The following is a 24,872-nucleotide window of genomic DNA, read 5'->3' on the forward strand; positions in this document are numbered from 1 at the left end:
CGAGACAGCAACCGGACCATATGGGCGTGGACTAGCCGCCCCTTCGTTCCGAACAAGGACAATGTCACACTCCAACCTTCCCATCACCGAGGTCCTCGTCGTCGCCGATTGCTGGCAGCGGGAGCCCGAATCCGAAGCCGTGATCCAGCGCGCCGTGGCGGCCGCCGCCGAGAATGTCGACGAAGACGTTGCGGAGGCGGAAGTGGCGGTGATGCTGACCGATGATGCCGGCATCCGCACGCTGAACAGCAACTGGCGCGGCATCGACAAGCCGACCAACGTGCTGTCGTTTCCCGCGCTGCAGCCGGAAGGCGACTGGAAACCGGGCGATGCCCCGCGCATGCTCGGCGACATCGCGATCGCCTACGAGACCATGCGGCGTGAGGCGGACGAGGAACAAAAGCCGTTCGATCATCATTTGAGCCATCTCGCCGTGCACGGTTTCCTACATCTGGTCGGCTACGACCACGAAAATGAAGACGACGCCGAGGAAATGGAAGCGCTCGAACGAGAGATCCTGGCTCATCTCGGCATTCCCGACCCCTATGCCGACCGCCCAGGGACGCATTGAGATGCCGGATTCCGACCCGATTCAAGACAATCCGCGCACTACGGCCAATTTGCCGGTCGTGGTAACGCCCGGCGAGGTGATGCGCCCGACCGCGGAAGGCTGGCTGCTGCGTGCCATTCGCAGCCTGTTCGGCTGGAAGGCGGGTTCGGTGCGCGACGACCTCCAGGTCGTGCTCGACGCCACGACGCCGGACGACACCGGCTTCTCGACGGTCGAGCGCACCATGCTGCGCAACATCCTCGGCCTGCACGAGCGTCGCATCGCCGATGTCATGGTGCATCGCGCCGACATCATCGCGGTGAAGCGCGACATCCCGCTCGGCGAGTTGATGGACCGCTTCGAGAGCGCCGGCCATTCGCGCCTTGTGGTCTACAACGAGACGCTCGACGATCCCGTCGGCATCGTCCATATCCGCGATCTGCTCGCCTTCATGACCGCGCGTGCGCGCGTGTCGGGGGTCACGAAAACCAAGCGCAAGAAGCCGCTGCCGGCCGGGCTCGATCTGCGTACGGTCGATCTCGCGCTGCCGCTCGAAGAAGCGCGCATCATCCGCAAGTTGCTCTACGTGCCGCCGTCGATGCGGGCGATCGACCTGCTCGCGCAGATGCAGGCCACCCGCATCCATCTGGCACTGGTGGTCGACGAATATGGCGGCAGCGACGGCCTGGTCTCGCTCGAGGACATCGTCGAGCAGATCGTCGGCGAGATCGACGACGAGCATGACAGCGACGAGCCGCCCTCGATCGTGCGGCTGCCCGACAACGCCTTCATCGCCGACGCCCGCGCCAGCCTCGACGACGTCCGCACCGTGATCGGCGAGGATTTCGTCACCGGGGAGGCCGGCGAGGAAGTGGAGACGCTGGGCGGTTATCTCGTCAGCTTCGTCGGGCGCCTGCCGGTGCGTGGCGAGGTGATCTCGGGCCCCGGCCATTACGAGATCGAGGTGCTCGATGCCGATCCGCGCCGGGTCAAGCGACTGCGGATCTCGACGCGAAAGGAGCGTCCCGCGCCGCGCACCCAGCGCGAGAGCCGGCGCCGCGAGGCTGCGCCGGATGGCAGCCCGCCGACAGCCAGCGACACGCCCACCCCGCCGCCAAGCGACGGGACCAGTCCGCAGTGAGCCCTTTCCAGCGATTTCGCCAGATCGCGCTTGCCATCATCCTGACCTGGGGATGGAAGCGCGCGCTCGTCGCGATGGCTGCCGGTGCGCTCTCGGTGCTGGCGCTGGCGCCGTTCAACGCCTTCCCGGTGCTGTTCATCACCTTCCCCGTGCTGGTCTGGCTGATCGACGGCGCCGGCGCCGGACGATATCGCGGCGTCCCCGCCGCGGCGCTGACCGGCTACTGGTTCGGGCTCGGCTATTTCGTGCCCGGCCTCTACTGGATCGGCTACGCCTTCTTCGTCGATGCCGATGTATTCGCCTGGCTGACACCGTTCGCTGTGCTGGGCCTGCCGGCCTATCTTTCCATATTCACGGCAATGGGCTTTGCGCTCGCCCGCCTGCTCTGGACCAAGAATGCGACGCGCGTGCTTGCGCTCGCGGCAAGCCTCACCATCACCGAATGGCTGCGCGGTCATGCGCTGACCGGCTTTCCCTGGAACGCGTTCGGCTATGCGCTCTCCGAGCCGCTGCCGCTGGCACAAACGGCGTCGCTGATCGGCCTGTGGGGTATGACTTTCCTGACGGTTGCGATCTTCGCGAGCCCGGCGGCGCTGATCGACCGCACGCCCGATCGCCGCCTGGCGTGGCGCGCGCCGGCCGCAGCCGTGGCGCTCCTGCTTGTCATGAGCATCTTCGGCGCGATCCGCCTGTCGCTGCATCCGACCACGATGGTCGCGGGCACCAAGTTGCGCCTGATGCAGCCGGATCTCCAGCAGGACGCGAAGTTCAACTACGCCGCCAAGGCGGAGGTGATGAAGAAATATCTGGCCTTGTCGGACCGCGCCTCCGGGCCGCAATCGACCGGCGTGCGCGATGCCACCATCCTGATCTGGCCGGAATCCGCCTTTCCGTTCTTCCTGACTCGCGAAGCCGATGCGATGGCGCAAATTGCGGAGCTTCTGCCCAAGGGCACCGTGCTGATCACGGGCTCGGTCCGCGCGCCCGACCTGCCGCGGGGCACGCCAATCACCCGCGCCTATAATTCGATTTATGTGATCGACCACGACGGCAGCGTGCTCTCTATGTACGACAAGCTGCATTTGGTGCCGTTCGGCGAATTTCTTCCGTATCAGGGCTTGATGGAGAAGCTCGGTTTCGAGCAACTCACGCGTGTGCGCGGCGGCTTCATTCCCGGCACCGTGCGGCATGCGCTGCCGGTCCCCGGTGCGCCGTCCGCGCTGCCGCTGATCTGCTACGAAGCAATTTTTCCCGGCGAGGTGGCTGGACGCAATGAACGTCCGGGCTGGATCGTGAATCTCACCAATGACGGCTGGTTCGGAATCTCGACGGGCCCCTATCAGCACCTCGAACAGGCGCGGATGCGCGCGATCGAGCTCGGATTGCCGCTGGTTCGCTCCGCCAATACCGGCGTTTCCGCGGTAATCGATCCGGTGGGACGCATCGTCGCCAGTCTCGGTCTCGGGATCGAAGGCATTTTGGATGCAGATCTGCCCGCCGCGATCCCGCCGACCATCTATGCGCGCGTGGGCGACGTACCCGCGGCCATGCTCGTCGCGCTCGCCGTGTTTGTGGCGGTCCGCCGACGTGTTGCCAAACGGCACCTCTGATCGCGCAGCCGCGGCCGATAACTTTTGACAACCGTAGTCCCACGGTTGACAGACTGCACGCGGCCTCCTCATTCTGCACCGGCTGCAAAAGACAGTGGGTATTGCTAAATTTCTCCGCAATGTTTCCCAATAACAGGGTCTGATTTTGACGTTGCTTACACCTGAGGCATTCCTGATTGCGCCGAAGGTGATGTTTGGAGGGCTGAGGAAATGTCGAAAGCGCCCAACCCTGTTGACAAATATGTCGGCAGTCGCGTGCGGATGCGCCGCATCATGTTGGGCATGAGCCAGGAAAAGCTGGGTGAAGCTTTGGGCCTGACCTTCCAACAAGTTCAGAAATACGAAAAGGGCACAAACCGGGTCGGCGCGAGCCGCATCCAGCAAATTGCCGAAATTCTCCAGGTGCCGGTGTCGTTCCTGTTCGAGGGCGGTCCGAGCGGCGTGGCGGGGCCGGACGGCTTCGCAGAAGGCGCATCGCCGTCTTACGTCTCGGATTTCCTCGCGACTTCCGAAGGACTCGCCCTGACCAAGGCGTTCACCCGAATCACCGATTCCAAGATGCGCCGCTCGATCGTCGATCTCGTCGAGCAGATCGCGGCCCGCGAAGGCCCCGATAAGCGCTGAGGCGGTATCTCAATCCGATTTGAGGCTGCGTCAAATCTGGCCTATGTCGTCATTTGTGGCCGCGCTTTGATGCGCGTCTTCCTCGATGATGCGATTCAAAGGCACAGATGCGCTCATGGTCAGCTCCAATTGGTTCGATTCTCAAACTATTCTCGATGGCATCCGCCGCTGGGTGGAGGTCGAGACGCCAACGGACGCGCCTGAACAGGTCAACAAGCTGGTCTCGATGGTCGCGGAGCAATACCGCGACCTCCCTGTTACGCTCGAGCGCATCGCCGGCGTCGATGGCTGCGGCGATCATCTCGTGGCGCGCTCGACCTGGGGTCAGGACCGGCCCGGCATCCTGGTGCTGAGCCACCTCGATACCGTTCACCCCATGGGATTCATCGAGCGCCTGCCGTTCAAGGTCGAAGGCGACAGCGCATTCGGTCCCGGCATCTACGACATGAAGGGCGGCGCCTACATCGCCCATCACGCCTTTCGCGCGCTTTGTGCCACGGCCGATCGCTCGCCGCTCGGCATCACCCATCTGTTCACCTCCGACGAGGAGATCGGCAGCCCCACCTCTCGCGCACTCATCGAGACCGAAGGGCGCAAAGCGAAGTACGTGCTGGTGACGGAGCCGGCCCGCGACGGCGGCAAGATCGTCACCGGCCGCAAGGGCGTCGGACGATTCGAAGTGTTCATCAAGGGCGTGCCCGCGCATGCCGGCACGCGGCCCCAGGATGGCCGCAGCGCGATCCGCGAGCTCGCCAACGTCATCCTGGCGCTGGAAGCGATGAACGATCTGGCGCGCGGCGTCACCGTCAATGTCGGCGTGGTGCGCGGCGGCACGCGGCCCAACGTGACGCCGGAAGAAGCCTATGCCGAAATCGATCTGCGCGTGCTGAGCCTGAAGGACGCGGATGAATTCGTCGGCAAGATCCTCGCCCTGACATCGAAGACGGATGGCGTCACCGTCAAGGTCACGGGCGGGCTCAATCGTCCGCCTTACGAGAAGAGCAATGCCGGCGCCTCGCTGTACGAACATGCGAAGACGGTTGCCACGGAGATCGGCTTCGAGCTGGTCGACGTTCACACCGGCGGCGGCTCGGACGGTAATTTCACCGCCGCCCACACCGCGACGCTCGACGGGCTCGGCGTCGACGGTAAGGGCGCGCACACTCATTATGAGCAGCTCTATGTCTCGTCGCTCGAACCGCGCGCGCGGCTGCTTCATCGCCTGTACCAGACGCTACGATGAGTGAGCGCAAATCAGATCCCGATCGCGAGGACAGCGAGCGCGCCTTCTTCGGACGCCGCAAGGGCCACAAGCTCAGGCAGCACCAGGCCGAGCTGATCGATCATTTGCTGCCGCGTCTTGCGCTCGCCATCGATCGCGAAGCACCGGCGGATGCCCGCGAGATCTTCGTGCCCGCAGCCGACGATTTGCGGCTCGAGATCGGCTTCGGCGGCGGCGAGCATCTTGCTGCGGAAGCGCAAAACTTCGCCACCACCGGCTTCATCGGCTGCGAGCCTTACGTCAACGGCATGGCGAAGATCCTCGCGCAGATCGAGGCCGCCGACATCGGCAACATCCGCCTGTTCGCAGGCGATGCCGCCGAGCTCCTGGCCTGGCTGCCGAAGGCTTCGCTGTCGCGGATCGACCTGATCCATCCCGATCCCTGGCCGAAGCGGCGACACTGGAAGCGGCGCTTCGTCCAGGACCGGACCATCGCCGCGATGGCGCGCGTGCTGAAAGCAGGCGGCGAATTTCGTTTCGTCTGCGACATCGACGATTACTGCGCCTGGACGTTATCGCATCTGTCGCGCTCGACGGATTTCGTCTGGCTTGCGGAGCGCGCTGATGATTTCCGGCAACCCTGGGCTGGCTACACCATGACGCGTTACGGAAGGAAAGCCGCGCGCGAAGGCCGCAAGGCCGCGTATCTGCGATTCAGGCGGGTCTAGATCGTCTGCCGGTTGCGCCAGAAATTCACGACGCGCTCGGCGGTCGTCGGCATCAGCCGCGTGAAGTTCGCGCGCGCCTGCTCAAGATCGGCGTCGGCTGGCGTGCGATTCGGGCCGTACCACATCAGGATCAGCGCCCGCACCGTCGGCCAGCTGACATTCAGCACGCGCGCGAGAACCAGAATTGGATCGTAGCGGTCACCCGTGATCAGGCGGTCGAGGATCGTGAGGCGGACGCCGGACATTGCCGAAAGCGAGGCGATCGCCTCCTCGTATTTGTGGGCCTTCGCGAATCCAAGCAGCGCGCTCTCGCCAAGATGACCCTCGCGATGCAAGGCCAGCACCGTGCGCTGCGCCCCCGAGAAATCGCGACGCGGGCCCGGCGGCAGCGTGGCTTCCTCGATGGCCGCCATGGCGCGCTTGATCTCGACCTGGCGCACGGGATTGACCACGCTCGAGAGGCGACGGCGGATGACGTCGAGCGTGCCGTCGAGAAGTTGTTTCAGGTTCTCACCCGAAAGATCGCTACGCTGGCCGATCCTGAGAGTCAGCACGCCATCCTGCGCGGCACGCTTGATCAGCTCGGAATAGCTGCCGGGCGAGAACGCCGCGCCGGAATTGCCCGCGGCGCGGCGCACCACGTCGCGATCGCCGCGCTCGACCAGCACGTCGGTGATGACGGCCGACAGCGTGGGGCGTTCGCTCATCGCCAGCAGATGGCCCTGGCCCTTCAGTCGCGCGATCTCGACGAGAGCAGCGTCGTCGAGCACGGGCGAATGGCGCAGCACGGGGCCCGCCACCGCGATTTCGTTTTCGCGCGCGAGCTGGCTCACGAGGTGCCGCGGCGCGTTGTTCAGGCGCGAGAAGCGTTCGGCGAGATCGACGCGCGAGGCGAGCTCGGCATGCGGGACGAGATCGATCAGCAGGTTGTCGAAGAGATCGATGACATCGGGACGAAGGTTCTCGGCGTCCTGAAAGAACAATTGGGAGATGGCGTGCGCGATCTCGCCGCGACGCCGCGGGTCGCCGCGTTTGACGATATCGTCCAGTCCGGGAATGAGCGACGTGGCAACGGTCATGAAACGCAAACTCGTACGGGGCACGCCGCGGGTGCGCCCTCGGTCCAAGCCGCCCCACAATCAGGGAATTTAGGCCTCGGAGGTGAAGGAAGCGTTGCGCGGGGCCGCGGGCCGGGCGCAAAAAGCCTAGCCTGCCCTGCATGGGCCTTGTCCGGGAAGACGGAAAGGGCTATATCAGCGCCGATTCATCTTCTCATACGATCCGCGTAGTGAGAGTGGGCCCGAAAGGACCCGCTCTTTTTTATTACCTGAAGGCGGCTTGGTGGAAGATATGCGGCCCGGCGATCTGTCGGGAGAGTTCCGAAGCGAGCTTTGAGATCTTAAACCAAGCCTTAACCATATCGAGCGCCTTGACCTCTGACATGACCGAACCGAACCCTGGTTCCACGGATGCCGAATTGCTGGCCGAGCCGAGGCTCGTGGTCGAGCCGGGCGTGGCGGCACGGGTGTCCGCGGTCGCCGGGCCGGTGCTCGAAGGCATGGGCTACCGCCTGGTGCGGATCCGCATTTCCGGGGAATCCGGCTGCACCGTGCAGGTCATGGCCGAGCGGCCGGACGGCTCCATGCAGATCGAGGATTGCGAGGCGATCTCGCGGGCGCTGTCGCCCGTGCTCGACGTCGCCGATCCCGTCGATCGCGCCTACCGGCTGGAAATCTCCTCGCCGGGGATCGACCGCCCGCTGGTGCGCCGCTCCGATTTCGAACGTTATGCCGGCCATCTGGTGAAGATCGAGATGGCGGTCGCCCACGAGGGGCGGAAGCGGTTCCGCGGCACGATCGGCCCCGTCGAAGGCGACCGGTTGCATCTGCATCGCGACGACGTCAAGGGGACCGAGGCTGCCGACGTTCTCCTGACGATGGAAGACATCGCCGAGGCTCGGCTGGTGCTGACCGACGAGCTGATCGCGGAATCCATGCGCCGCGGCAAGGCCCAGGCACGCGAGATGCGCCGCAATCTCGGCCTTGAGCCGCCGGCGGCACCGCACGCCAGCATCAGCGAAAAGACGACCAAGAACACCAAGCCGACTAAGAAGCCGGCGCCGGCCCCTACGAAGAAGCCGGCTCCGACCAATACCAAGAAACATCGCCTGGCCGCCGAACGCGCGCGACGAGGCGAGATCGATCCTGACGAAGGAGACTAGCCATGGCAGTCAGCGCCAATCGACTTGAATTGCTTCAGATCGCCGACGCCGTTGCGCGCGAGAAATCGATCGACCGCGGCATCGTCATCGCGGCGATGGAGGATGCCATCGCCAAGGCGGCGCGGGCCCGTTACGGCAGCGAGACCGACGTTCATGCCGAGATCGACCCGAAGAAGGGCGAGCTGCGGTTGTCGCGCCACATGCTGGTGGTCGAAACGGTCGAAAACCATTCCAACCAGATCTCGCTGGTGGATGCGCAGCGCGCCAATCCCGGTGCCCAGGTCGGCGACACCATCGCCGACACCCTGCCGCCGCTGGAATATGGCCGCATCGCCGCGCAGTCGGCCAAGCAGGTGATCGTGCAAAAGGTGCGCGAAGCCGAGCGCGACCGGCAATATATGGAATTCAAGGACCGCATCGGCGACATCGTCAACGGCGTCGTCAAGCGCGTCGAATACGGCAGCGTGATCGTCGATCTTGGCCGCGGCGAGGCCATCATCCGCCGCGACGAGATGCTGCCGCGCGAAGTGTTCCGCAACGGCGACCGCGTCCGGGCCTACATCTTCGACGTCCGCCGCGAGACCCGCGGCCCGCAGATATTCCTCTCCCGCACCCATCCGCAGTTCATGGCCAAGCTGTTCGCGCAGGAAGTGCCCGAGATCTATGACGGCATCGTCGAGATCAAGGCGGTCGCCCGCGATCCCGGCTCGCGCGCAAAAATCGGCGTGATTTCCCGCGATTCCTCGGTCGATCCGGTCGGCGCCTGCGTCGGTATGCGCGGTTCGCGCGTGCAGGCGGTGGTGAACGAATTGCAGGGCGAGAAGATCGACATCATCCCGTGGTCGCCCGACATCGCGACCTTCGTGGTCAACGCGCTGGCGCCGGCCGAGGTCTCCAAGGTCGTCATCGACGAAGACCGCGAGCGCATCGAGGTCGTCGTGCCCGACACCAACAACCAGCTCTCGCTGGCGATCGGCCGCCGTGGCCAGAATGTGCGTCTGGCCTCGCAGCTCACCGGCTGGGACATCGACATCCTGACCGAGCAGGAGGAATCGGAGCGCCGCCAGGCCGATTTCGAGAACTCCACCCGCGTCTTCATGGAATCGCTCAACGTCGACGAAGTGGTCGGCCAATTGCTGGCGTCCGAAGGCTTCACCTCCGTCGAGGAACTCGCGATGGTGGATGTCAAGGAACTCGCCGGCATCGAAGGTTTCGACGAGGAGACCGCGCAGGAACTCCAGAACCGCGCCCGTGAATATCTCGAACAGCTCGAAGCCGAGCTCGAGGCCAGGCGCAAGGAGCTCGGCGTCGAGGACGCCGTAAAGGACGTGCCCGGCGTCACCTCGAAGATGCTGGTGAAGTTCGGCGAGAACGACATCAAGACGGTCGACGACCTCGCCGGCTGCGCCACGGACGATCTGGTCGGCTGGACCGAGCGCAAGGAAGGCGGCGAGCAGACTAAATATCCGGGCGCGCTCGATGGCCTCGATATCTCCCGTGACGATGCTGAAGCGATGATCATGCAGGCCCGCGTCAAGGCCGGCTGGATCACCGAGGCCGATCTCGCCAAGCCCGCCGAAGAGGCCGAGGCGACTGAAGATCAGCCGGCTTAGGGCGAAGGAGGATGTCACCCGGATGCTCGCCGATACTGACCCCGAACTCGACCATGGACCGCGGACCGAAAGGTCCGCGACCATGCGGATGTGTGCGGTCGGCCGCGAGGTCCGGCCGATCGACGAGCTGATCCGCTTCGTCGTCTCGCCGCAAGGGCACATAGTTCCCGATCTCAAGCGCAAGCTGCCCGGACGCGGCATGTGGGTCACCGCCTCGCGTGAGGTGGTTGCGGAAGCCGTTCGGCGTCACCATTTTACGAAAGCCTTCAAGCGCGAGCTGCGCATCCCTCAGACGCTTCCCGCCGACCTCGAGGCGCTCCTGGTCCGGAGCGTGGTCGAAGCCCTTGGGATTGCTGCCAAGGCGCGCCAGATCGTCGCCGGTTTCGGCAAGGTCGAAAGCGCGCTTCGGGAAGGTACGGTCGAGGTCCTGATCCATGCCAGCGACGGGGCCGCGGACGGAATCCGCAAATTGGACATGCTGGCGCGTCAAAATGAGGGAAATCGCGGCGCCAAGCCGCAGATTCCCGTCGTCACCGCACTAAAATCGACAGAATTGGATTTGGCACTTACCCGGTCAAATGTGATACATGCTGCCCTGCTCGCGGGCCCGGCGAGCAAGTCATTCCTGTCACGTAGCCAGATGCTGGTCCGATACCGGATGGCGGACGCTGACAGGACTGCCGAAAAGCCCGGCCAGGATTTCTGAGAGACAACGACCACCCGATAGCACGGTGCGGCAACGCACAAGACAACAAGATCAGGATTAGGACTGCTTAATGGTTGATACCAAGACCCCTGGCGACAAGAAGCTGAGCGTTCCGAGCAAGACGCTATCGCTCAAGCCGCGCGTCGAAACGGGCACCGTGCGCCAGAGCTTCAGTCATGGCCGTAGCAAGCAGGTCGTGGTCGAGAAGCGTGGCAAGCGCCGTGTCGACGGCAGCCCCGAGCCGCAGGTGGCCGAGGTGGCGAAGCCCGCGCCGGCCGCCGCCGCGCCCAAGCCTGCTCCGGCCCGCCCCGCGCCGCCGCGCAACGCCGGCTCCGGTGTGGTGCTGCGTACACTGACCGAAGACGAACGTTCCGCCCGCGCCAGCGCGCTGGCCGATGCCAAGGTGCGCGAAGTCGAAGAGCGCCGCCATGCCGAGGAAGAGGCCCAGCGCCGCTCCGTCCGCGAAAGCGCAGAGCGTGCCGATCGCGAGGCCGCCGAAGCCCGCCGCAAGGCCGAGGAGGAGCGTCACCGCCACGAAGAGGAAGCCAAGCGGAAGGCCGAAACCGAGGCCAAGAAGCGTTTTGGCGAAGGCGAGCAGCCGCAATCCGCGGCGCGCCCTGCCACCGCGACCTCGGCCGCTCCTGCAGCGCGGCCCGGAGCGCCGATGGCGCGCCCCGGCACAACCACCACGGCACGCCCGGGAACAACGACCGTGCGGCCGGGAACAACCACGCAGCGGCCGGGAGGCCCGGTGGGCCGCGCCCCCGCTGTCGCGGCCGGACCGGACGAGGACGAGGGTCCGCGCCAGATCCGACGCGGCCCCGGCGGCGCTGCGCGGCCTGTGGTCGCTCCCAAGCCCACCCACAAGCCCGGCCCGCAGAAGGAGCGCGGCCGCCTGACGGTCGTCACCGCCTTCAATGCCGACGACGTCCGCGAGCGCTCGATCGCCTCGTTCCGCCGCCGCACCCAGCGCCTGAAGGGCCATGCCGCGAACGAGCCGAAGGAAAAGCTCATCCGCGAGGTGGTCATTCCGGAAGCGATCACCATCCAGGAGCTCGCCAACCGCATGTCGGAGCGCGCGGTGGAAATCATCCGCATGCTGATGAAGCAGGGCGCGATTCACAAGATCACCGACGTGATCGATGCCGACACTGCGCAGCTGATCGCCGAAGAGCTCGGTCACACCGTCAAGCGCGTTGCCGCGTCCGACGTTGAAGAAGGCCTGTTCGACGCCATCGACGATTCCACCGATACCGAGCCGCGCTCGCCGGTGGTGACCGTGATGGGTCACGTCGACCACGGCAAGACCTCGCTGCTCGACGCGCTCCGCCATGCCAACGTCGTCTCCGGCGAAGCCGGCGGCATCACCCAGCATATCGGCGCCTATCAGGTGCTGTCGCCCGAAAGCGGCAAGAAGATCACCTTCATCGACACGCCCGGCCACGCCGCGTTCACCGCGATGCGCGCCCGCGGCGCCAAGGTGACCGACATCGTCGTGCTGGTGGTTGCGGCCGACGACGGCGTGATGCCGCAGACGATCGAAGCCATCAACCACGCCAAGGCGGCGCGGGTGCCGATCATTGTTGCCATCAACAAGATCGACAAGCCGGACGCCAAGCCTGAGCGCGTGCGCACCGAGCTGCTCCAGCACGAGGTGCAGGTGGAATCCTTCGGCGGCGAAGTCGTCGACGTCGAAGTATCGGCCAAGAACAAGACCAATCTCGACAAGCTGCTCGAGATGATCGCGCTCCAGGCCGACATCCTCGACCTCAAGACCAATTCGGATCGCCCGGCCGAAGGCACCGTGATCGAAGCCAAGCTCGATCGCGGCCGCGGTCCGGTCGCGACCGTTCTGGTCCAGCGCGGCACGCTCCGTGTCGGTGACATCATCGTCGCCGGCGCCGAAATGGGCCGCGTCCGCGCACTGATCTCGGATCAGGGCGAAACGGTGCAGGAGGCAGGTCCGTCAGTGCCGGTCGAGGTGCTCGGCTTCAACGGTCCGCCGGAAGCCGGCGATCGTCTCGCCGTGGTCGAGAACGAAGCCCGCGCCCGCCAGGTCACCAGCTACCGCGCGCACCAGAAGCGCGAGAACGCGGCTGCCTCGATCTCCGGCATGCGCGGCTCGCTCGAGCAGATGATGTCGCAACTGAAGACGGCGGGCCGCAAGGAATTCCCGCTGATCATCAAGGCCGACGTGCAGGGCTCGCTGGAAGCGATCCTCGGATCGCTGGAGAAGCTCGGCACCGACGAAGTCGCCGCGCGTATCCTGCATGCGGGTGTCGGCGGCATCTCGGAATCGGACGTGACGCTCGCGGAAGGCTTCAACGCCGCGATCATCGGCTTCTCGGTTCGTGCGAACAAGGAGGCCGCTGCGGCCGCCAAGCGCAACGGCATCGAGATCCGTTACTACAACATCATCTACGACCTCGTGGACGACGTGAAGAAGGCCATGAGCGGCCTGCTCGCGCCGACCCTGCGGGAAACCATGCTCGGCAATGCCGCTATCCTGGAGATCTTCAACATCTCCAAGGTCGGCAAGGTCGCGGGCTGCCGCGTCACCGACGGCACCGTGGAACGCGGCGCCAACGTGCGCCTGATCCGCGACAACGTCGTCGTGCACGAAGGCAAGCTGTCGACGCTGAAGCGCTTCAAGGACGAAGTGAAGGAAGTCCAGTCCGGTCAGGAATGCGGCATGGCCTTCGAGAACTATCACGACATGCGCGCCGGTGACGTCATCGAGTGTTACCGCGTGGAGACGATCCAGCGCTCCCTGTAAGTCCAAATCTTACCGAAGCGCCTGGATCTTTTTTGAACTGAATTGCGGGAGTGCGATGGCCGGATTTTTTCCGGCCATCCACCCCTCTTCGTTTCAGCAAGACAAATGACAATGCCCGTGTCCCAAAAGCGGGCACGACGAGGTGATTTTCAGACCATGCCCCGCCATCATCAGAAAAAGAGTTCCGCGTCCGGCGGCTCGCAACGTCAGTTGCGGGTCGGCGAGCAGGTTCGCCATGCGATAGCCGAGATTCTGGCGCAAGGCAGCGTGCATGATGCTGACCTTGAAGGCCACATCATCACCGTGCCGGAGGTGCGGATGTCGCCCGACCTGAAGCTCGCAACAGTCTATGTGATGCCGCTTGGTGGCCGCGACACCGAGATCGTCCTCGTTGCGCTTGAGCGCAACAAGAAATTCCTGCGCGGCGAGGTCGCGCGGCGCGTTAACCTGAAATTTGCACCTGACCTTCGCTTCCGCGTCGACGAACGATTCGACGAAGCGGAACGGATCGAGAAGCTTTTGCGAACACCCGCGGTGCAGAAGGACCTGGAACAGGATCCGGATTCGGATCGGGAAGAAGAACGATGACGATGGACCCGGCTCACGGCACGATCGGCGGCGAAGAGACCGATCAGCTCGACGTGCAGAAAAATAATTTTGCGGACATGAGCGGCAATTCTCAGCCGCATCAGGAGCCGCGCCGCGTCAATAACGATCCGCGCGCCAACAAGCAGAAGGGCAATCAGCCGCGCCGCGACCGCCGCGACGTCCACGGCTGGGTCGTGCTCGACAAGCCGATCGGCATGACCTCGACGCAGGCCGTTGCCGTGCTGAAGCGCCTGTTCAACGCCAAGCGCGCCGGCCATGCCGGCACGCTCGATCCGCTGGCTTCCGGCGGCCTGCCGATCGCGCTTGGCGAGGCCACCAAGACCGTCCCCTTCGTCATGGACGGCCGCAAGCGCTACCGGTTCACGGTATGCTGGGGCGAGGAGCGCGACACCGACGACATCGAGGGCCGGGCGACCGCAACCTCGGACCATCGCCCGACCCGGGAGGCCATCGAGGCCCTGCTGCCCCGTTTCACCGGGGTGATCCAGCAGATCCCGCCGCGCTACTCCGCGATCAAGGTCCAGGGCGAGCGCGCCTACGACCTCGCCCGCGACGGCGAGATCGTGGAGCTTGCCCCCCGTCCGGTCGAGATTCACCGTTTAAGCCTTGTAGATCAACCGGATAGCGGCCATGCCGTGTTCGAGGCCGAGTGCGGCAAGGGCACCTATGTCCGCGCGCTGGCCCGCGATATGGGCCGGATTCTCGGCACTTACGGCCATATCTGCGCGCTACGGCGGACCCTGGTCGGCCCATTTGGCGAGAACGACATGATTCCGCTGGATCAGTTGGAGGCTTTGTGCGATAGAGCCGCGTCCGGCGAGGGTAGCCTCGCCGACGCGCTTATGCCCGTTGAGACCGCGCTGGACGACATCCCGGCACTGGCCGTCACTCGGGCTGATGCGGCAAGGCTCCATCGGGGCCAAGCCGTTTTGTTGCGCGGACGGGATGCGCCCACTTGTAGCGGCACAGTCTATGTCACGGTGGCAGGCCGGCTTCTCGCGCTTGCCGAAGTCGGCAATGGCGAAATCATCCCCAAGCGTGTGTTCAACCTGACCGGCCTGACTGCCAGCGCCGATCGCAACGAGAGAAATTGACCGATGTCGATTGCCGCAGAACGCAAAGCGGAAGTCATCAAGACGAATGCCAACAAGGCCGGCGATACCGGCTCGCCAGAGGTTCAGGTCGCGATCCTGTCGGAACGCATCGCCAACCTCACCAACCATTTCAAGACCCACGTGAAGGACAACCATTCGCGTCGCGGCCTCTTGAAGCTGGTCTCGACCCGCCGCTCGCTCCTCGACTATGTGAAGAAGAAGGACGAGGCGCGCTACAAGGCGCTGCTCGAGAAGCACAACATTCGTCGTTAAGAGTTCTTGCGCGCGCCAACCGGCGCGCGTTTTCGCGCGTGATTTCGAACGAAAGCGTTTGTTTAAAGGTTTTTCGTCGAGGCTGCGTGCGCATCGGATGCGAGCCGTTGACGGCGAGCATCCGGGGCATGATGGGCGAACACCGCGCTTCGGTGTTCGCGTTCGTGCCGACTGACAGTCCAGCAGCAATCCGGCGGCTGGGCACAACGGGCAAGGCGCCCGTATGACCCGAAGGGATGGACGCCATCCGAAATCCAAAAACCATGGCAGGATCGCAGGACGCTGATCGCCCGCTTCGATCAACGTCCCGCAATCTTGCGCATGGTTTTTGTTTTTCGACCCGTCCTTCTTTCGAGAACCCATGAAAGAAGACCTCTATGTTCAATAAGCATTCAGTCGAGATCGACTGGGGTGGACGCCCTCTCAAGCTCGAAACCGGCAAGATCGCCCGCCAGGCCGACGGCGCCGTCGTCGCGACCTACGGCGAGACCGTGGTGCTCGCCACCGTCGTTGCCGCGAAGTCGCCCCGCGAGGGCGTCGACTTCCTGCCGCTGACCGTCGACTACCAGGAGAAGACCTACGCAGCCGGCCGCATTCCCGGCGGCTATTTCAAGCGCGAGGGTCGTCCGACCGAGAAGGAAACGCTGGTCTCCCGCCTGATCGACCGTCCGATCCGTCCGCTGTTCGTCGACGGCTGGCGCAACGAGACCCAGGTGATCGTCACCGTGCTCTCGCACGACATGGAGAACGATCCCGATATCGTCGCGCTGGTGGCATCGTCGGCTGCGCTGACCCTGTCGGGCGCCCCCTTCAAGGGCCCGATCGGCGCCGCGCGCGTCGGCTTCGCCAATGACGAGTTCATCCTCAACCCGACGCTCGACGAGATGGTCGACACCCAGCTCGACCTCGTCGTAGCCGGCACCGCGGACGCCGTGCTGATGGTGGAATCGGAAGCCAAGGAGCTGAACGAAGAGATCATGCTCGGCGCCGTGATGTTCGGTCACCGCCACTTCCAGCCGGTGATCAACGCGATCATCGAGCTGGCTGAAAAGGCCGCGAAGGAGCCGCGCGAGGTCACCACGATCGACAATTCGGCGCTCGAAAAGGAAATGCTCGGCATGGTCGAGCAGGAGCTGCGCGCCGCTTACGCCATTCCGGTCAAGCAGGATCGCTACGCCGCGGTCGGCAAGGTCAAGGAAAAGGTGATCGCCCACTACTTCCCCGAAGGGCAGGAGCCGAAATACGACAAGCTGCGCATCGGCGGCGTGTTCAAGGAGCTCGAAGCCAAGATCGTTCGCTGGAACATTCTCGACACCGGCAAGCGTATCGACGGTCGCGATTCCAAGACCGTGCGCAACATCGTCGCCGAAGTCGGCGTGCTGCCCCGCGCCCACGGCTCGGCGCTGTTCACCCGCGGCGAGACCCAGGCGCTGGTCGTGACCACGCTCGGCACCGGTGAGGACGAGCAGTACATCGACGCGCTGTCGGGAACGTACAAAGAGACGTTCCTGCTGCACTACAATTTCCCTCCCTACTCGGTCGGTGAGACCGGCCGCCTCGGCGGCACCAAGCGCCGCGAGATCGGCCACGGCAAGCTCGCCTGGCGCGCGATCCACCCGGTGCTGCCGCCGCACCACGAATTCCCCTACACCACGCGCGTGGTGTCGGAGATCACCGAATCCAACGGCTCTTCGTCGATGGCTTCGGTCTGCGGCGCCTCGCTCGCGCTGATGGACGCCGGCGTGCCGTTGAAGCGGCCGACCGCGGGCATCGCGATGGGCCTGATCCTCGAAGACAAGCGCTTCGCGGTTCTCTCGGACATTCTCGGTGACGAGGACCATCTCGGCGACATGGACTTCAAGGTCGCCGGTACCGAGCAGGGCATCACCTCGCTCCAGATGGACATCAAGATCGAGGGCATCACCGAGGAGATCATGAAGGTCGCGCTCGGCCAGGCCAAGGATGGGCGTATCTACATCCTCGGCGAGATGTCGAAGGCGCTCACCAACGCCCGTGCCGAGCTCGGCGAATACGCGCCGCGCATCGAGACGTTCAAGATCGCCACCGACAAGATCCGCGAAGTGATCGGCACCGGCGGCAAGGTGATCCGCGAGATCGTCGAGAAGACCGGCGCCAAGGTCAACATCGAGGACGACGGCACCGTGAAGGTCGCCTCCAGCGACGGCGAGGCCATGAAGGCCGCGATCAAGTGGATCAAGTCGATCGCCTCCGATCCGGAAGTCGGCCAGATCTATGACGGCACCGTCGTCAAGGTGATGGAGTTCGGCGCTTTCGTGAACTTCTTCGGCTCCAAGGACGGTCTCGTCCACATCAGCCAGCTCGCCTCGGCGCGCGTGCAGAAGACCTCCGACGTCGTCAAGGAAGGCGACAAGGTCAAGGTCAAGCTGCTCGGCTTCGACGACCGCGGCAAGACCCGCCTATCGATGAAGGTGGTCGATCAGGAGACCGGCGAAGATCTCGAGGGCAAGGGCGAGAGCCAGCAGCCCGCGCGCGAAGCGGCCGGCGAGTAAATCTCGCTACCTGCCAGAAACACGAAGGGCGGCCTCGCGGCCGCCCTTTTTGTTTGTGCGCTTTTATTGTTTGCGCGCCTCGGCGATGTGCGATTCCGCCGCAGCGTCAGAATGCCTTTGGCTGAAACCGGCAATGCGGCTTGACCCGTAACTGAGCACACTGCCCGCGCCGCATCTCACCGGCGTCTTCACCCATGAAGCGAAGGAAGTTCAAATGTCATCGATCTCCAGGCGCCATCTCATGCTGGCTGCCACCGGCATTGCGGCGGTCGCCGCCGCCCCGCGTGTGTTCGCTCAAGCCGCGTCACCGGCCGCCGCAGCAGGTCCCTTCATGCTGCCGCCGTTGACCTATCCGACCGCGGCGCTCGAACCGCATATCGACGCGAAGACCATGGAGATCCATCACGACCGACATCACCAGGCCTTTATCACCAACCTCAACAATTTCGCCAAGGAGAACCCAGGGATTGCCGACAAACCCATCGGCGACGTTCTCGGCAATCTTGCCGCGGTGCCCGAAGCGATCCGCACCGGCGTGCGCAACAACATGGGCGGCCATGCCAACCACACGATGTTCTGGCAGATCATGGGACCGAACGGGGGCAAGCCGGAAGGCGAAGTGCTGGCCGCGATCGACCGCGATCTTGGCGGCATGGAGAAATTCCAGACCGACTTCAACGCTGCCGGCGGACGGGTGTTCGGCTCGGGCTGGGTGTTCGTCATCGTCGACAAGGATGGAAAGCTGGCGATCGAGACGCGGCCGAACCAGGACAATCCCATCATTGACGGCAAGCGCGCTTTGCTCGGCAACGACGTCTGGGAGCACGCCTATTATCTGAATTATCAGAACCGCCGTGCCGACTACCTCAAGGCCTGGTGGAACACGGTGAGCTGGAGCAAGATCAGCGAGCGTTACGCTGCGGCGAAGGGCGGCACGCTCGGGGTGTAGACGCCGCAAATTTCGAGCAAAAAAGGGCGGCTTCTCAGCCGCCCTTTTCATTGCCGCTTGCTGAACTCAGCGATCAAGCCGCGATGTCGTACCGGTCGAGGTTCATCAACTTGGTCCAGGCCTTGGCGAAGTCCTTGACGAACTGCTCCTTGGAATCCGACGTGGCATAGACCTCGGCGTAGGCGCGAAGCTGCGAGTGCGCGCCGAAGATCAGGTCGACGCGCGTGCCGGTCCACTTGACCGCATTGGTCTTGCGGTCGCGGGCCTCATAGGTGCCGTCGGTGCCGGCCGGCGTCCACTGCGTGCTCATGTCGAGCAGGTTGACGAAGAAGTCGTTGCTCAGCGTTCCCACCTTCGAGGTGAGGACGCCGTTCTTCGAACCGTTCGCATTGGCACCGAGCACGCGCAGACCGCCGACGAGGGCCGTCATCTCCGGGCCGGTAAGCCGGAGCAGCTGCGCACGATCGACCAGAGCCTCCTCGGGCATCATGAACTGCTGCCGCTTGCCGATGAAGTTGCGGAAGCCATCGGCCCGCGGCTCCAGCGGAGCAAACGAGGCGGCGTCGGTCTGCTCCTGCGAGGCATCCATGCGGCCCGGCGTGAAGCCGACCTTGACGTCGACGCCGGCATCCTTCGCGGCCTTCTCGACCGCGGCGGTGCCGCCGAGCACGATGAGGTCCGCCAGCGAGACCTTCTTCGCACCGGATGACGCGTTGAAGTCCTTCTGGATCGCTTCGAGCTTGCCCAGGACCTTCGAGAGCTGAGCCGGCTCGTTCACCTCCCAATCCTTCTGCGGGGCGAGGCGGATGCGCGCGCCGTTGGCGCCGCCACGCTTGTCCGAGCCGCGGAACGTCGAGGCCGACGCCCAGGCGGTCGAGACCAGCTCCGAGACCGACAGACCCGAAGCCAGGATCTTGGTCTTCAGCGAGGCGATATCCTGCTCGCTGGCCAGCTCGTGATTCACGGCCGGGATCGGGTCCTGCCAGATCAGCGTTTCCTTCGGCACCAGCGGGCCGAGATAGCGCTGGATCGGGCCCATGTCGCGATGGGTGAGCTTGAACCAGGCGCGGGCGAAGGCGTCCGCGAATTGATCGGGATTCTCCAGGAAGCGGCGCGAGATCTTCTCATAGGCCGGATCCATACGCAGCGAGAGGTCGGTCGTCAGCATCGTCGGCCGGTGCTTCTTCGACTTGTCGAAGGCGTCGGGAATGATCGCGTCGGCGTTCTTGGCCGTCCACTGCTGCGCACCGGCCGGGCTCTTCGTCAGCTCCCATTCGAAATTGAACAGGTTCTCGAAAAAGTTGTTGCTCCACTTGGTCGGTGTCGTCGTCCAGGTCACCTCGAGACCGCTGGTGATGGAATCGCCCGAGTGGCCCGACGCGTGCTTGCTCTTCCAGCCGAGGCCCTGATCCTCGAGCGCGCCTGCTTCCGGCTCCGGTCCGACCAGCGACGGATCGCCGGCACCATGGGTCTTGCCGAAGCTGTGGCCGCCGGCGATCAGCGCGACGGTCTCTTCATCGTTCATCGCCATGCGGGAGAAGGTCTCGCGGATGTCCTTGGCCGCGGCGACCGGATCCGGCTTGCCGTTCGGGCCTTCCGGATTGACGTAGATCAGGCCCATCTGCACCGCGCCGAGCGGCTCGGCGAGCTGGCGTTCGCCGCTGTAGCGCTCATCGCCCAGCCACGTGCCTTCCGGACCCCAATACAGCTCTTCCGGCTCCCAGACGTCGACGCGGCCGCCGGCAAAGCCAAAGGTCTTGAAGCCCATCGACTCCAGCGCGACGTTGCCGGCCAGCACCATCAGATCGGCCCAGGAGATCTTGCGGCCGTATTTCTGCTTGATCGGCCAGAGCAGACGGCGTGCCTTGTCGAGATTGGCGTTATCGGGCCAGCTGTTCAGCGGCGCGAAACGCTGCTGCCCGGCACCGGCGCCACCGCGGCCGTCGGTGGTGCGATAGGTGCCCGCGCTGTGCCAGGCCATGCGGATCATGAGGCCGCCGTAGTGACCGAAGTCGGCGGGCCACCATTCCTGCGATTCGGTCATCAAAGCGGTCAGGTCCTTGATGACCGCGTTCAGGTCGAGCGACTTGAATTCCTTGGCGTAGTCGAAGTCCTTGTCCATCGGGTCGGACTTGGCCGAATTCTTGTGCAGCATCTCGATGCTGAGCTGGGTCGGCCACCAATCGCGGTTCGCCGGCACACGTTTTCCACCCGAAAACGGGCACTTTGAAGAGTCGTCCATGAATACCTCCTCTGGTGGCGTCGAACTCGCGCCTTTGACCAGGTAGAAGCACTCTAAGCTTCGCGTTCGATCAGGGGAAGTTGACTTTAATGATCGCAGCGATAAGATTTTCTGATGCTAAACCTCACCCTGCGCCAGCTCCGGTACTTCGACGCCCTGGCGCGTCACAATCATTTCGGGCGCGCGGCTGAGTCCTGTTCGATCTCGCAGCCTGCCCTGTCGATGCAGATCAAGGAGCTGGAGGAGGCGCTCGGCGGCCTGCTGCTTGAGCGCAGCGCCCGGCAGGTGGCGTTGACCCGATTTGGCGAGGAGCTCGCGCAGCGCGTCCGCGACATTTTGCGCTCGGTCGACGAGCTTGGCGATTTCGCCCGCGCCTCGCAGGACCGATTCTCCGGACGGCTGCGCATCGGCATGATTCCGACGATCGCGCCCTATCTGCTGCCGACGATCACCAAGAACCTGACGCGCATGCATCCGGAGCTCGACATCCGCGTGCGCGAGACGATGACGCCGCGGCTGATCCAGGAACTGGTGGAAGGCCGGCTCGATACCGCCATCGTTGCGTTGCCGGTGTCCGAGCCCTCGCTCACCGAGGTCGCCCTGTTCGAGGAAAAATTCCTGCTGGTGCGGCCGAGCGCGGATGAGGGCACGCCGGCCCCATCGCGGGAGATGATGCGGGAGATGCGGCTGCTGCTGCTTGAAGAGGGGCACTGCTTCCGCGATCAGGCGCTGTCATTCTGCAACATGCAATCGGCGCCGCCGCGCGAGATGCTGGACGCCAATTCGCTGTCGACGCTGGTCCAGATGGTCAGCGCCGGCATCGGCGTCACCTTGATCCCGGAAATGGCGGTGTCGGTGGAGACGCGATCGGCCTCGGTCTCGCTCGCGCGCTTCCGCGACCCGCAGCCGTCACGCACCATCGGCATGGTCTGGCGCAAGACCAGCCCGCTCGCGCGGCAACTCCTTCAGATCTCCGAGGTGGTATGCCTGTCGGCGGGCAAGGTGCGCGCACGCCCATCCGTGCGCAGCAAGCCGACCTGAGGCCTCGATGTCGCATCCCACCATCCGCCCGGCCGGCGCGGACGAATACGACGAGATCGGCCGTGTCTGGATGGAGAGCTGGGTCTCGACCGGGCTCGGCGAGGCGAGCGAATTCCTGCTGGCCAACCTGCGTGCACGAATCCGGCGCGAGATCGAGGACGGCTGGAGCCTGTTCGTCGCCGACGACAACGGCACGATCGCCGCGATGCTGGCGCTGCATTTGCCAAAACTCTATCTCGACATGCTGTTCGTCGCGCCCGGCTATCAGGGCCAATCGCTCGGCCGCCAATTGCTCGCCTTCACGCGCACACAAATGCCCGACGAGATGTATCTGCGCTGCGTCCGCGAGAATGAAAAGGCCTGGCGCTGGTACGAGCGCGAAGGCTTTGTGTTCGAGAAGCAAGAGATCGAGCCGTCGAACGGGTTTGTGATGAAGTATTATCGGTGGCGGCAGGGAGCAGCTGGATAGACAGCGAGTTCGGGATGCAGCTTGCGGTTGTCATGATCCCAACCTAGTGTGGCGTGACCGATGACCTCCTGCCGCTAATCCTCTGGAATCCATGTTTCGATTTGCTGCCTCAGTGCTCGTCCTGCTGTCCTTTCTGGCTCCGGCAGCAGCGCAAACTCCTTCCGCAACCACCGCATCTCCCGCAGCGGCCGCACCGGCAAAACCAGCTGCCAAGAAGCCCGCGAAAGCCAAACCGGTGGCGAAGCAGCCGGTCGCGGTCGAGAGCGGCCCGTGCCGGCTTGGCGTGATCTCGGTGATCGGCGAGCGCTATTCCGTCCAAAAATTCGGGCTGACCATTTTCGAGAACGAGGAGACCGAAGTTCCCATCGACTGGGGTCTCGACGATCTCGTGTTTGCGCGGGTTAAAGCCGCAACGGGTGGCGATCCCGGTGTTCGCAGGATCGCCTACCCCAAGGGAACCTTCGAGCCCTTTTACAATCCGAAATCGCGATTCATTCCCGATCCTAACGAACGCCTGCCAGCGATCGTGCGCGGCATCACTCCGAACGGGAGCTGCGATCGCTATCTGGTTGCGACCACGTACAAGGGAGAACTGCCGGGCACCCGCCTGATGTTAAACGGCATCGGCACGTTCAATCAGGGGCTCGGAAATCTGATCCGGCATTCGCATTTGTTCGCCAACATCTCGATCAACCTGATCGACGGCAGAAGCTATGAGGAAATCAAGCGCCCCTTTGTGAATTTCGGCGCGAACTTCGCCGCAAGTATGCGACTGACCGAAGACCCGCTGACCAAACTCGACAACTCAATGTTCCCCGACCCGCCCGCGGCAGCTTCGGCCAACGCGGCGTTGCGCGAGAGGACACGAACACTCGTCGCAGACAGGCTCGACCGAGGTCTCCCCGGCTATCTCAAGGAGGACTGAGCCGGAGCATTCTGGACCTGAGCGGTGTGCGTTGCGAATGCCCGGCAAACGCGGCATGAATTGCGCGCCGTTCGGCTCCCAGCGATGAAAGGTCCGCTTCCCATGATCAAACTCTATTGGTCGCCTCGCTCGCGCTCGTTCACGACGCTCTGGCTGATGGAAGAAAGCGGTCTGCCCTATGAGCGCGTGCTGACCGACATTTCGACCGGTGCGCAGAAAGCGCCGGACTATCTGAAGGTCAATCCGATGGGCAAGGTTCCGGCGCTGACCGACGGCGATGCCGCGCTCGGCGAAGCCGCCGCCATCTGCGCCTACATTGCCGACCGCTATCCCGAGACCAGGCTGGCGCCAGCCGTGACCGACCCGCGCCGTGCGCGTTACCTGCAATGGCTGTTCTTCTCGCCGGGCTGCATCGAACCCGCCATCATCCAGATCTTCACCAAGATCGAGATCCCGACCTCGACCGCGGCCTGGGGCAGCGCGACGCAGGTCTTCGACGTGCTGGAAGCCGCGCTCGCGAACGGACCGTGGATTCTCGGCGAGGAGTTTTCGGCCGCCGACATCACGATCGGATCGGGTCTGAACTTCGCGGTGCGCCTGTTCAAGATGGTGCCGTCGCGCCCGGCCTTTGATGCCTATCTCGCGCGCTGCATGGCGCGACCGGCGTTCCAGCGCGCGGAGAAGATCGCGGCGGGCTAATCTTCCGCTTTCAAATCGTCCGGCCTAGGCATCAGGACGATGTTGTAGCCGGAATCGACATAATGGATCTCGCCGGTCACGCCGCCGGAAAGATCCGACAGCAGATACAGCGCCGAGCCACCGAGCTCGTCCAGCGTGACGCCGCGGCGGAGCGGGGAATGCTTCTGCATGAAGGCGAACATCGCGCGCGCCTCGCCGATGCCGGAACCCGCGAGCGTGCGGATCGGGCCTGCGGAGATCGCGTTGACGCGGATGCCGCGCGGCCCGAAATCGGACGCAAGATAGCGCACCGAGGCTTCCAGCGCCGCCTTGGCCACCCCCATCACGTTGTAGTTCGGCATCGCGCGTTCCGAGGCGCCGAAGGTCAGCGTGATCATGCTGCCGCCCTCCGTCATCAGGTCAGCGGCGCGTTTTGCCACTTCCGTGAAGGAGAAGCAGGAGATCACCATGGTGCGCGAAAAATTCTCGCGGCTGGTGTCGGCGTAACGGCCCTTGAGCTCGTTCTTGTCGGCGAAGCCGATCGCATGGATCACGAAATCCAGCCGGCCCCATTTTTCGCGCAAGGCCGCGAATGTGGCGTCGACGCTGGCGATGTCCTCGACGTCGCAGGGCAGTACCATGTCGACGCCAAGCTGCTCGGCCAGCGGCTTGACGCGCTTGCCCAGCGCCTCGCCCTGGAAGGTGAAGGCGAGCTCGGCGCCGTGGGCATGCAGCGTCTTCGCCATGCCCCAGGCGATCGAATGATCATTGGCGATGCCCATGATCAGACCGCGCTTGCCTTTCATAAAACCTTCCATCTCGCAATTACCCTCCGCTCTCCGTCATGGCCGGGCTTGTCCCGGGCATCCA

At 64.3% G+C, this 24,872-nt stretch carries 22 protein-coding genes; 19 read left to right on the plus strand and 3 right to left on the minus strand.

The window, feature by feature from the left end; translation table 11 throughout:
- The first annotated feature begins 61 nt into the window (after positions 1-61).
- The 6 genes from ybeY (at position 62) to trmB (ending at position 5,875) form a co-directional block, all read left to right on the plus strand.
- A complete protein-coding gene (ybeY, locus tag ABIB66_RS07715) occupies positions 62-571 on the plus strand; it encodes an rRNA maturation RNase YbeY (RefSeq protein ID WP_354205744.1) in 510 nt (169 codons plus the stop codon).
- Position 572: 1 nt separating this feature from the next.
- On the plus strand, positions 573-1,691 hold the full coding sequence (locus ABIB66_RS07720) for a hemolysin family protein (protein ID WP_354254656.1): 1,119 nt from the start codon (positions 573-575) through the stop codon (positions 1,689-1,691).
- Positions 1,688-3,301: an apolipoprotein N-acyltransferase gene (gene lnt, locus ABIB66_RS07725; protein ID WP_354205741.1), complete on the plus strand. Its 1,614-nt coding sequence runs from the start codon at positions 1,688-1,690 to the stop codon at positions 3,299-3,301. Before ABIB66_RS07720 ends, lnt begins: the two co-directional genes overlap by 4 nt.
- Positions 3,302-3,511: 210 nt before the next feature.
- Entirely contained in the window at positions 3,512-3,925 is a 414-nt protein-coding gene (locus ABIB66_RS07730; RefSeq protein WP_007598327.1) for a helix-turn-helix domain-containing protein, read from the plus strand.
- An 85-nt stretch (positions 3,926-4,010) separates the two neighbouring features.
- On the plus strand, positions 4,011-5,168 hold the full coding sequence (locus tag ABIB66_RS07735; protein WP_275168764.1) for a M20 family metallopeptidase: 1,158 nt from the start codon (positions 4,011-4,013) through the stop codon (positions 5,166-5,168).
- Entirely contained in the window at positions 5,165-5,875 is a 711-nt protein-coding gene (gene trmB, locus ABIB66_RS07740; protein ID WP_354205739.1) for a tRNA (guanosine(46)-N7)-methyltransferase TrmB, read from the plus strand. The genes ABIB66_RS07735 and trmB overlap by 4 nt, the downstream gene beginning before the upstream one ends.
- Here trmB and ABIB66_RS07745 read toward each other — a convergent pair.
- Entirely contained in the window at positions 5,872-6,954 is a 1,083-nt protein-coding gene (locus tag ABIB66_RS07745) for a DUF2336 domain-containing protein (RefSeq protein WP_354205737.1), read from the minus strand. The genes trmB and ABIB66_RS07745 overlap by 4 nt on opposite strands.
- 362 nt (positions 6,955-7,316) lie before the next feature.
- Here ABIB66_RS07745 and rimP point away from each other — a divergent pair, with 362 nt between their 5' ends.
- From rimP to ABIB66_RS07790, 9 genes are all read left to right on the plus strand, one after another.
- Positions 7,317-8,096 carry a ribosome maturation factor RimP gene (gene rimP / locus ABIB66_RS07750; protein WP_275168770.1) on the plus strand — a complete coding sequence of 260 codons (780 nt, stop codon included), beginning with the start codon at positions 7,317-7,319 and terminating at the stop codon, positions 8,094-8,096.
- Between the two features lie 2 nt (positions 8,097-8,098).
- Positions 8,099-9,709: a transcription termination factor NusA gene (nusA, locus tag ABIB66_RS07755; RefSeq protein WP_007598336.1), complete on the plus strand. Its 1,611-nt coding sequence runs from the start codon at positions 8,099-8,101 to the stop codon at positions 9,707-9,709.
- Positions 9,710-9,731: 22 nt separating this feature from the next.
- Entirely contained in the window at positions 9,732-10,415 is a 684-nt protein-coding gene (locus ABIB66_RS07760) for an RNA-binding protein (protein ID WP_354254658.1), read from the plus strand.
- A 70-nt stretch (positions 10,416-10,485) separates the two neighbouring features.
- On the plus strand, positions 10,486-13,191 hold the full coding sequence (infB, locus tag ABIB66_RS07765; RefSeq protein WP_354254660.1) for a translation initiation factor IF-2: 2,706 nt from the start codon (positions 10,486-10,488) through the stop codon (positions 13,189-13,191).
- A 156-nt stretch (positions 13,192-13,347) separates the two neighbouring features.
- Complete coding sequence (gene rbfA, locus ABIB66_RS07770; RefSeq protein WP_275169145.1) at positions 13,348-13,779, plus strand: 30S ribosome-binding factor RbfA; 432 nt, start codon at positions 13,348-13,350, stop codon at positions 13,777-13,779.
- A complete protein-coding gene (truB, locus tag ABIB66_RS07775; RefSeq protein WP_354064392.1) occupies positions 13,776-14,894 on the plus strand; it encodes a tRNA pseudouridine(55) synthase TruB in 1,119 nt (372 codons plus the stop codon). The genes rbfA and truB overlap by 4 nt, the downstream gene beginning before the upstream one ends.
- Positions 14,895-14,897: 3 nt before the next feature.
- Positions 14,898-15,167 (plus strand): 30S ribosomal protein S15, encoded by a 270-nt coding sequence (gene rpsO / locus ABIB66_RS07780; RefSeq protein ID WP_007598346.1) that lies wholly within the window; start codon positions 14,898-14,900, stop codon positions 15,165-15,167.
- 377 nt (positions 15,168-15,544) lie between these two features.
- Positions 15,545-17,698, plus strand: a complete 2,154-nt coding sequence (gene pnp, locus ABIB66_RS07785) for a polyribonucleotide nucleotidyltransferase (RefSeq protein ID WP_007603907.1) — start codon at positions 15,545-15,547, stop codon at positions 17,696-17,698.
- A 214-nt stretch (positions 17,699-17,912) separates the two neighbouring features.
- Positions 17,913-18,647 carry a superoxide dismutase gene (locus tag ABIB66_RS07790; protein ID WP_354205729.1) on the plus strand — a complete coding sequence of 245 codons (735 nt, stop codon included), beginning with the start codon at positions 17,913-17,915 and terminating at the stop codon, positions 18,645-18,647.
- Between the two features lie 73 nt (positions 18,648-18,720).
- Here the strand turns inward: ABIB66_RS07790 and katG are convergent, their stop codons facing one another.
- The gene (gene katG / locus ABIB66_RS07795) at positions 18,721-20,889 is read right to left on the minus strand and encodes a catalase/peroxidase HPI (protein ID WP_354205727.1); all 2,169 of its coding nucleotides are present in this window, start codon (positions 20,887-20,889) and stop codon (positions 18,721-18,723) included.
- Positions 20,890-21,003: 114 nt separating this feature from the next.
- Between katG and ABIB66_RS07800 the strand changes: the two genes are divergently transcribed.
- The 4 genes from ABIB66_RS07800 (at position 21,004) to ABIB66_RS07815 (ending at position 24,023) form a co-directional block, all read left to right on the plus strand.
- Complete coding sequence (locus ABIB66_RS07800) at positions 21,004-21,930, plus strand: hydrogen peroxide-inducible genes activator (protein WP_275168783.1); 927 nt, start codon at positions 21,004-21,006, stop codon at positions 21,928-21,930.
- 7 nt (positions 21,931-21,937) lie between these two features.
- A complete protein-coding gene (locus ABIB66_RS07805) occupies positions 21,938-22,399 on the plus strand; it encodes a GNAT family N-acetyltransferase (protein WP_354205724.1) in 462 nt (153 codons plus the stop codon).
- Positions 22,400-22,691: 292 nt separating this feature from the next.
- Positions 22,692-23,324, plus strand: a complete 633-nt coding sequence (locus ABIB66_RS07810; RefSeq protein ID WP_354254662.1) for a hypothetical protein — start codon at positions 22,692-22,694, stop codon at positions 23,322-23,324.
- 102 nt (positions 23,325-23,426) lie between these two features.
- Entirely contained in the window at positions 23,427-24,023 is a 597-nt protein-coding gene (locus ABIB66_RS07815) for a glutathione S-transferase family protein (RefSeq protein WP_354205720.1), read from the plus strand.
- Here the strand turns inward: ABIB66_RS07815 and fabI are convergent.
- Entirely contained in the window at positions 24,020-24,820 is an 801-nt protein-coding gene (fabI, locus tag ABIB66_RS07820; protein WP_354205718.1) for an enoyl-ACP reductase FabI, read from the minus strand. The genes ABIB66_RS07815 and fabI overlap by 4 nt on opposite strands.
- Positions 24,821-24,872: the final 52 nt, after the last annotated feature.

This window comes from Bradyrhizobium sp. F1.13.3 (assembly GCF_040548265.1).
In the GTDB taxonomy this organism is placed as follows: domain Bacteria; phylum Pseudomonadota; class Alphaproteobacteria; order Rhizobiales; family Xanthobacteraceae; genus Bradyrhizobium.

Excerpts from the sequence above, each read along its gene's own strand:
- ABIB66_RS07815 (WP_354205720.1), top strand. The coding sequence starts at position 23,427 with ATGATCAAACTCTATTGGTCGCCTCGCTCGCGCTCGTTCACGACGCTC.
- rbfA (WP_275169145.1), top strand. The coding sequence starts at position 13,348 with ATGCCCCGCCATCATCAGAAAAAGAGTTCCGCGTCCGGCGGCTCGCAA.
- ABIB66_RS07790 (WP_354205729.1), top strand. The coding sequence starts at position 17,913 with ATGTCATCGATCTCCAGGCGCCATCTCATGCTGGCTGCCACCGGCATT.
- pnp (WP_007603907.1), top strand. The coding sequence starts at position 15,545 with ATGTTCAATAAGCATTCAGTCGAGATCGACTGGGGTGGACGCCCTCTC.
- truB (WP_354064392.1), top strand. The coding sequence starts at position 13,776 with ATGACGATGGACCCGGCTCACGGCACGATCGGCGGCGAAGAGACCGAT.
- katG (WP_354205727.1), bottom strand. The coding sequence starts at position 20,889 with ATGGACGACTCTTCAAAGTGCCCGTTTTCGGGTGGAAAACGTGTGCCG.
- ABIB66_RS07730 (WP_007598327.1), top strand. The coding sequence starts at position 3,512 with ATGTCGAAAGCGCCCAACCCTGTTGACAAATATGTCGGCAGTCGCGTG.
- ABIB66_RS07745 (WP_354205737.1), bottom strand. The coding sequence starts at position 6,954 with ATGACCGTTGCCACGTCGCTCATTCCCGGACTGGACGATATCGTCAAA.
- rimP (WP_275168770.1), top strand. The coding sequence starts at position 7,317 with ATGACCGAACCGAACCCTGGTTCCACGGATGCCGAATTGCTGGCCGAG.
- infB (WP_354254660.1), top strand. The coding sequence starts at position 10,486 with ATGGTTGATACCAAGACCCCTGGCGACAAGAAGCTGAGCGTTCCGAGC.
- nusA (WP_007598336.1), top strand. The coding sequence starts at position 8,099 with ATGGCAGTCAGCGCCAATCGACTTGAATTGCTTCAGATCGCCGACGCC.
- ABIB66_RS07805 (WP_354205724.1), top strand. The coding sequence starts at position 21,938 with ATGTCGCATCCCACCATCCGCCCGGCCGGCGCGGACGAATACGACGAG.
- ABIB66_RS07720 (WP_354254656.1), top strand. The coding sequence starts at position 573 with ATGCCGGATTCCGACCCGATTCAAGACAATCCGCGCACTACGGCCAAT.
- ABIB66_RS07735 (WP_275168764.1), top strand. The coding sequence starts at position 4,011 with ATGATGCGATTCAAAGGCACAGATGCGCTCATGGTCAGCTCCAATTGG.
- ABIB66_RS07800 (WP_275168783.1), top strand. The coding sequence starts at position 21,004 with ATGCTAAACCTCACCCTGCGCCAGCTCCGGTACTTCGACGCCCTGGCG.
- ybeY (WP_354205744.1), top strand. The coding sequence starts at position 62 with ATGTCACACTCCAACCTTCCCATCACCGAGGTCCTCGTCGTCGCCGAT.
- rpsO (WP_007598346.1), top strand. The coding sequence starts at position 14,898 with ATGTCGATTGCCGCAGAACGCAAAGCGGAAGTCATCAAGACGAATGCC.
- ABIB66_RS07760 (WP_354254658.1), top strand. The coding sequence starts at position 9,732 with ATGCTCGCCGATACTGACCCCGAACTCGACCATGGACCGCGGACCGAA.
- fabI (WP_354205718.1), bottom strand. The coding sequence starts at position 24,820 with ATGGAAGGTTTTATGAAAGGCAAGCGCGGTCTGATCATGGGCATCGCC.
- trmB (WP_354205739.1), top strand. The coding sequence starts at position 5,165 with ATGAGTGAGCGCAAATCAGATCCCGATCGCGAGGACAGCGAGCGCGCC.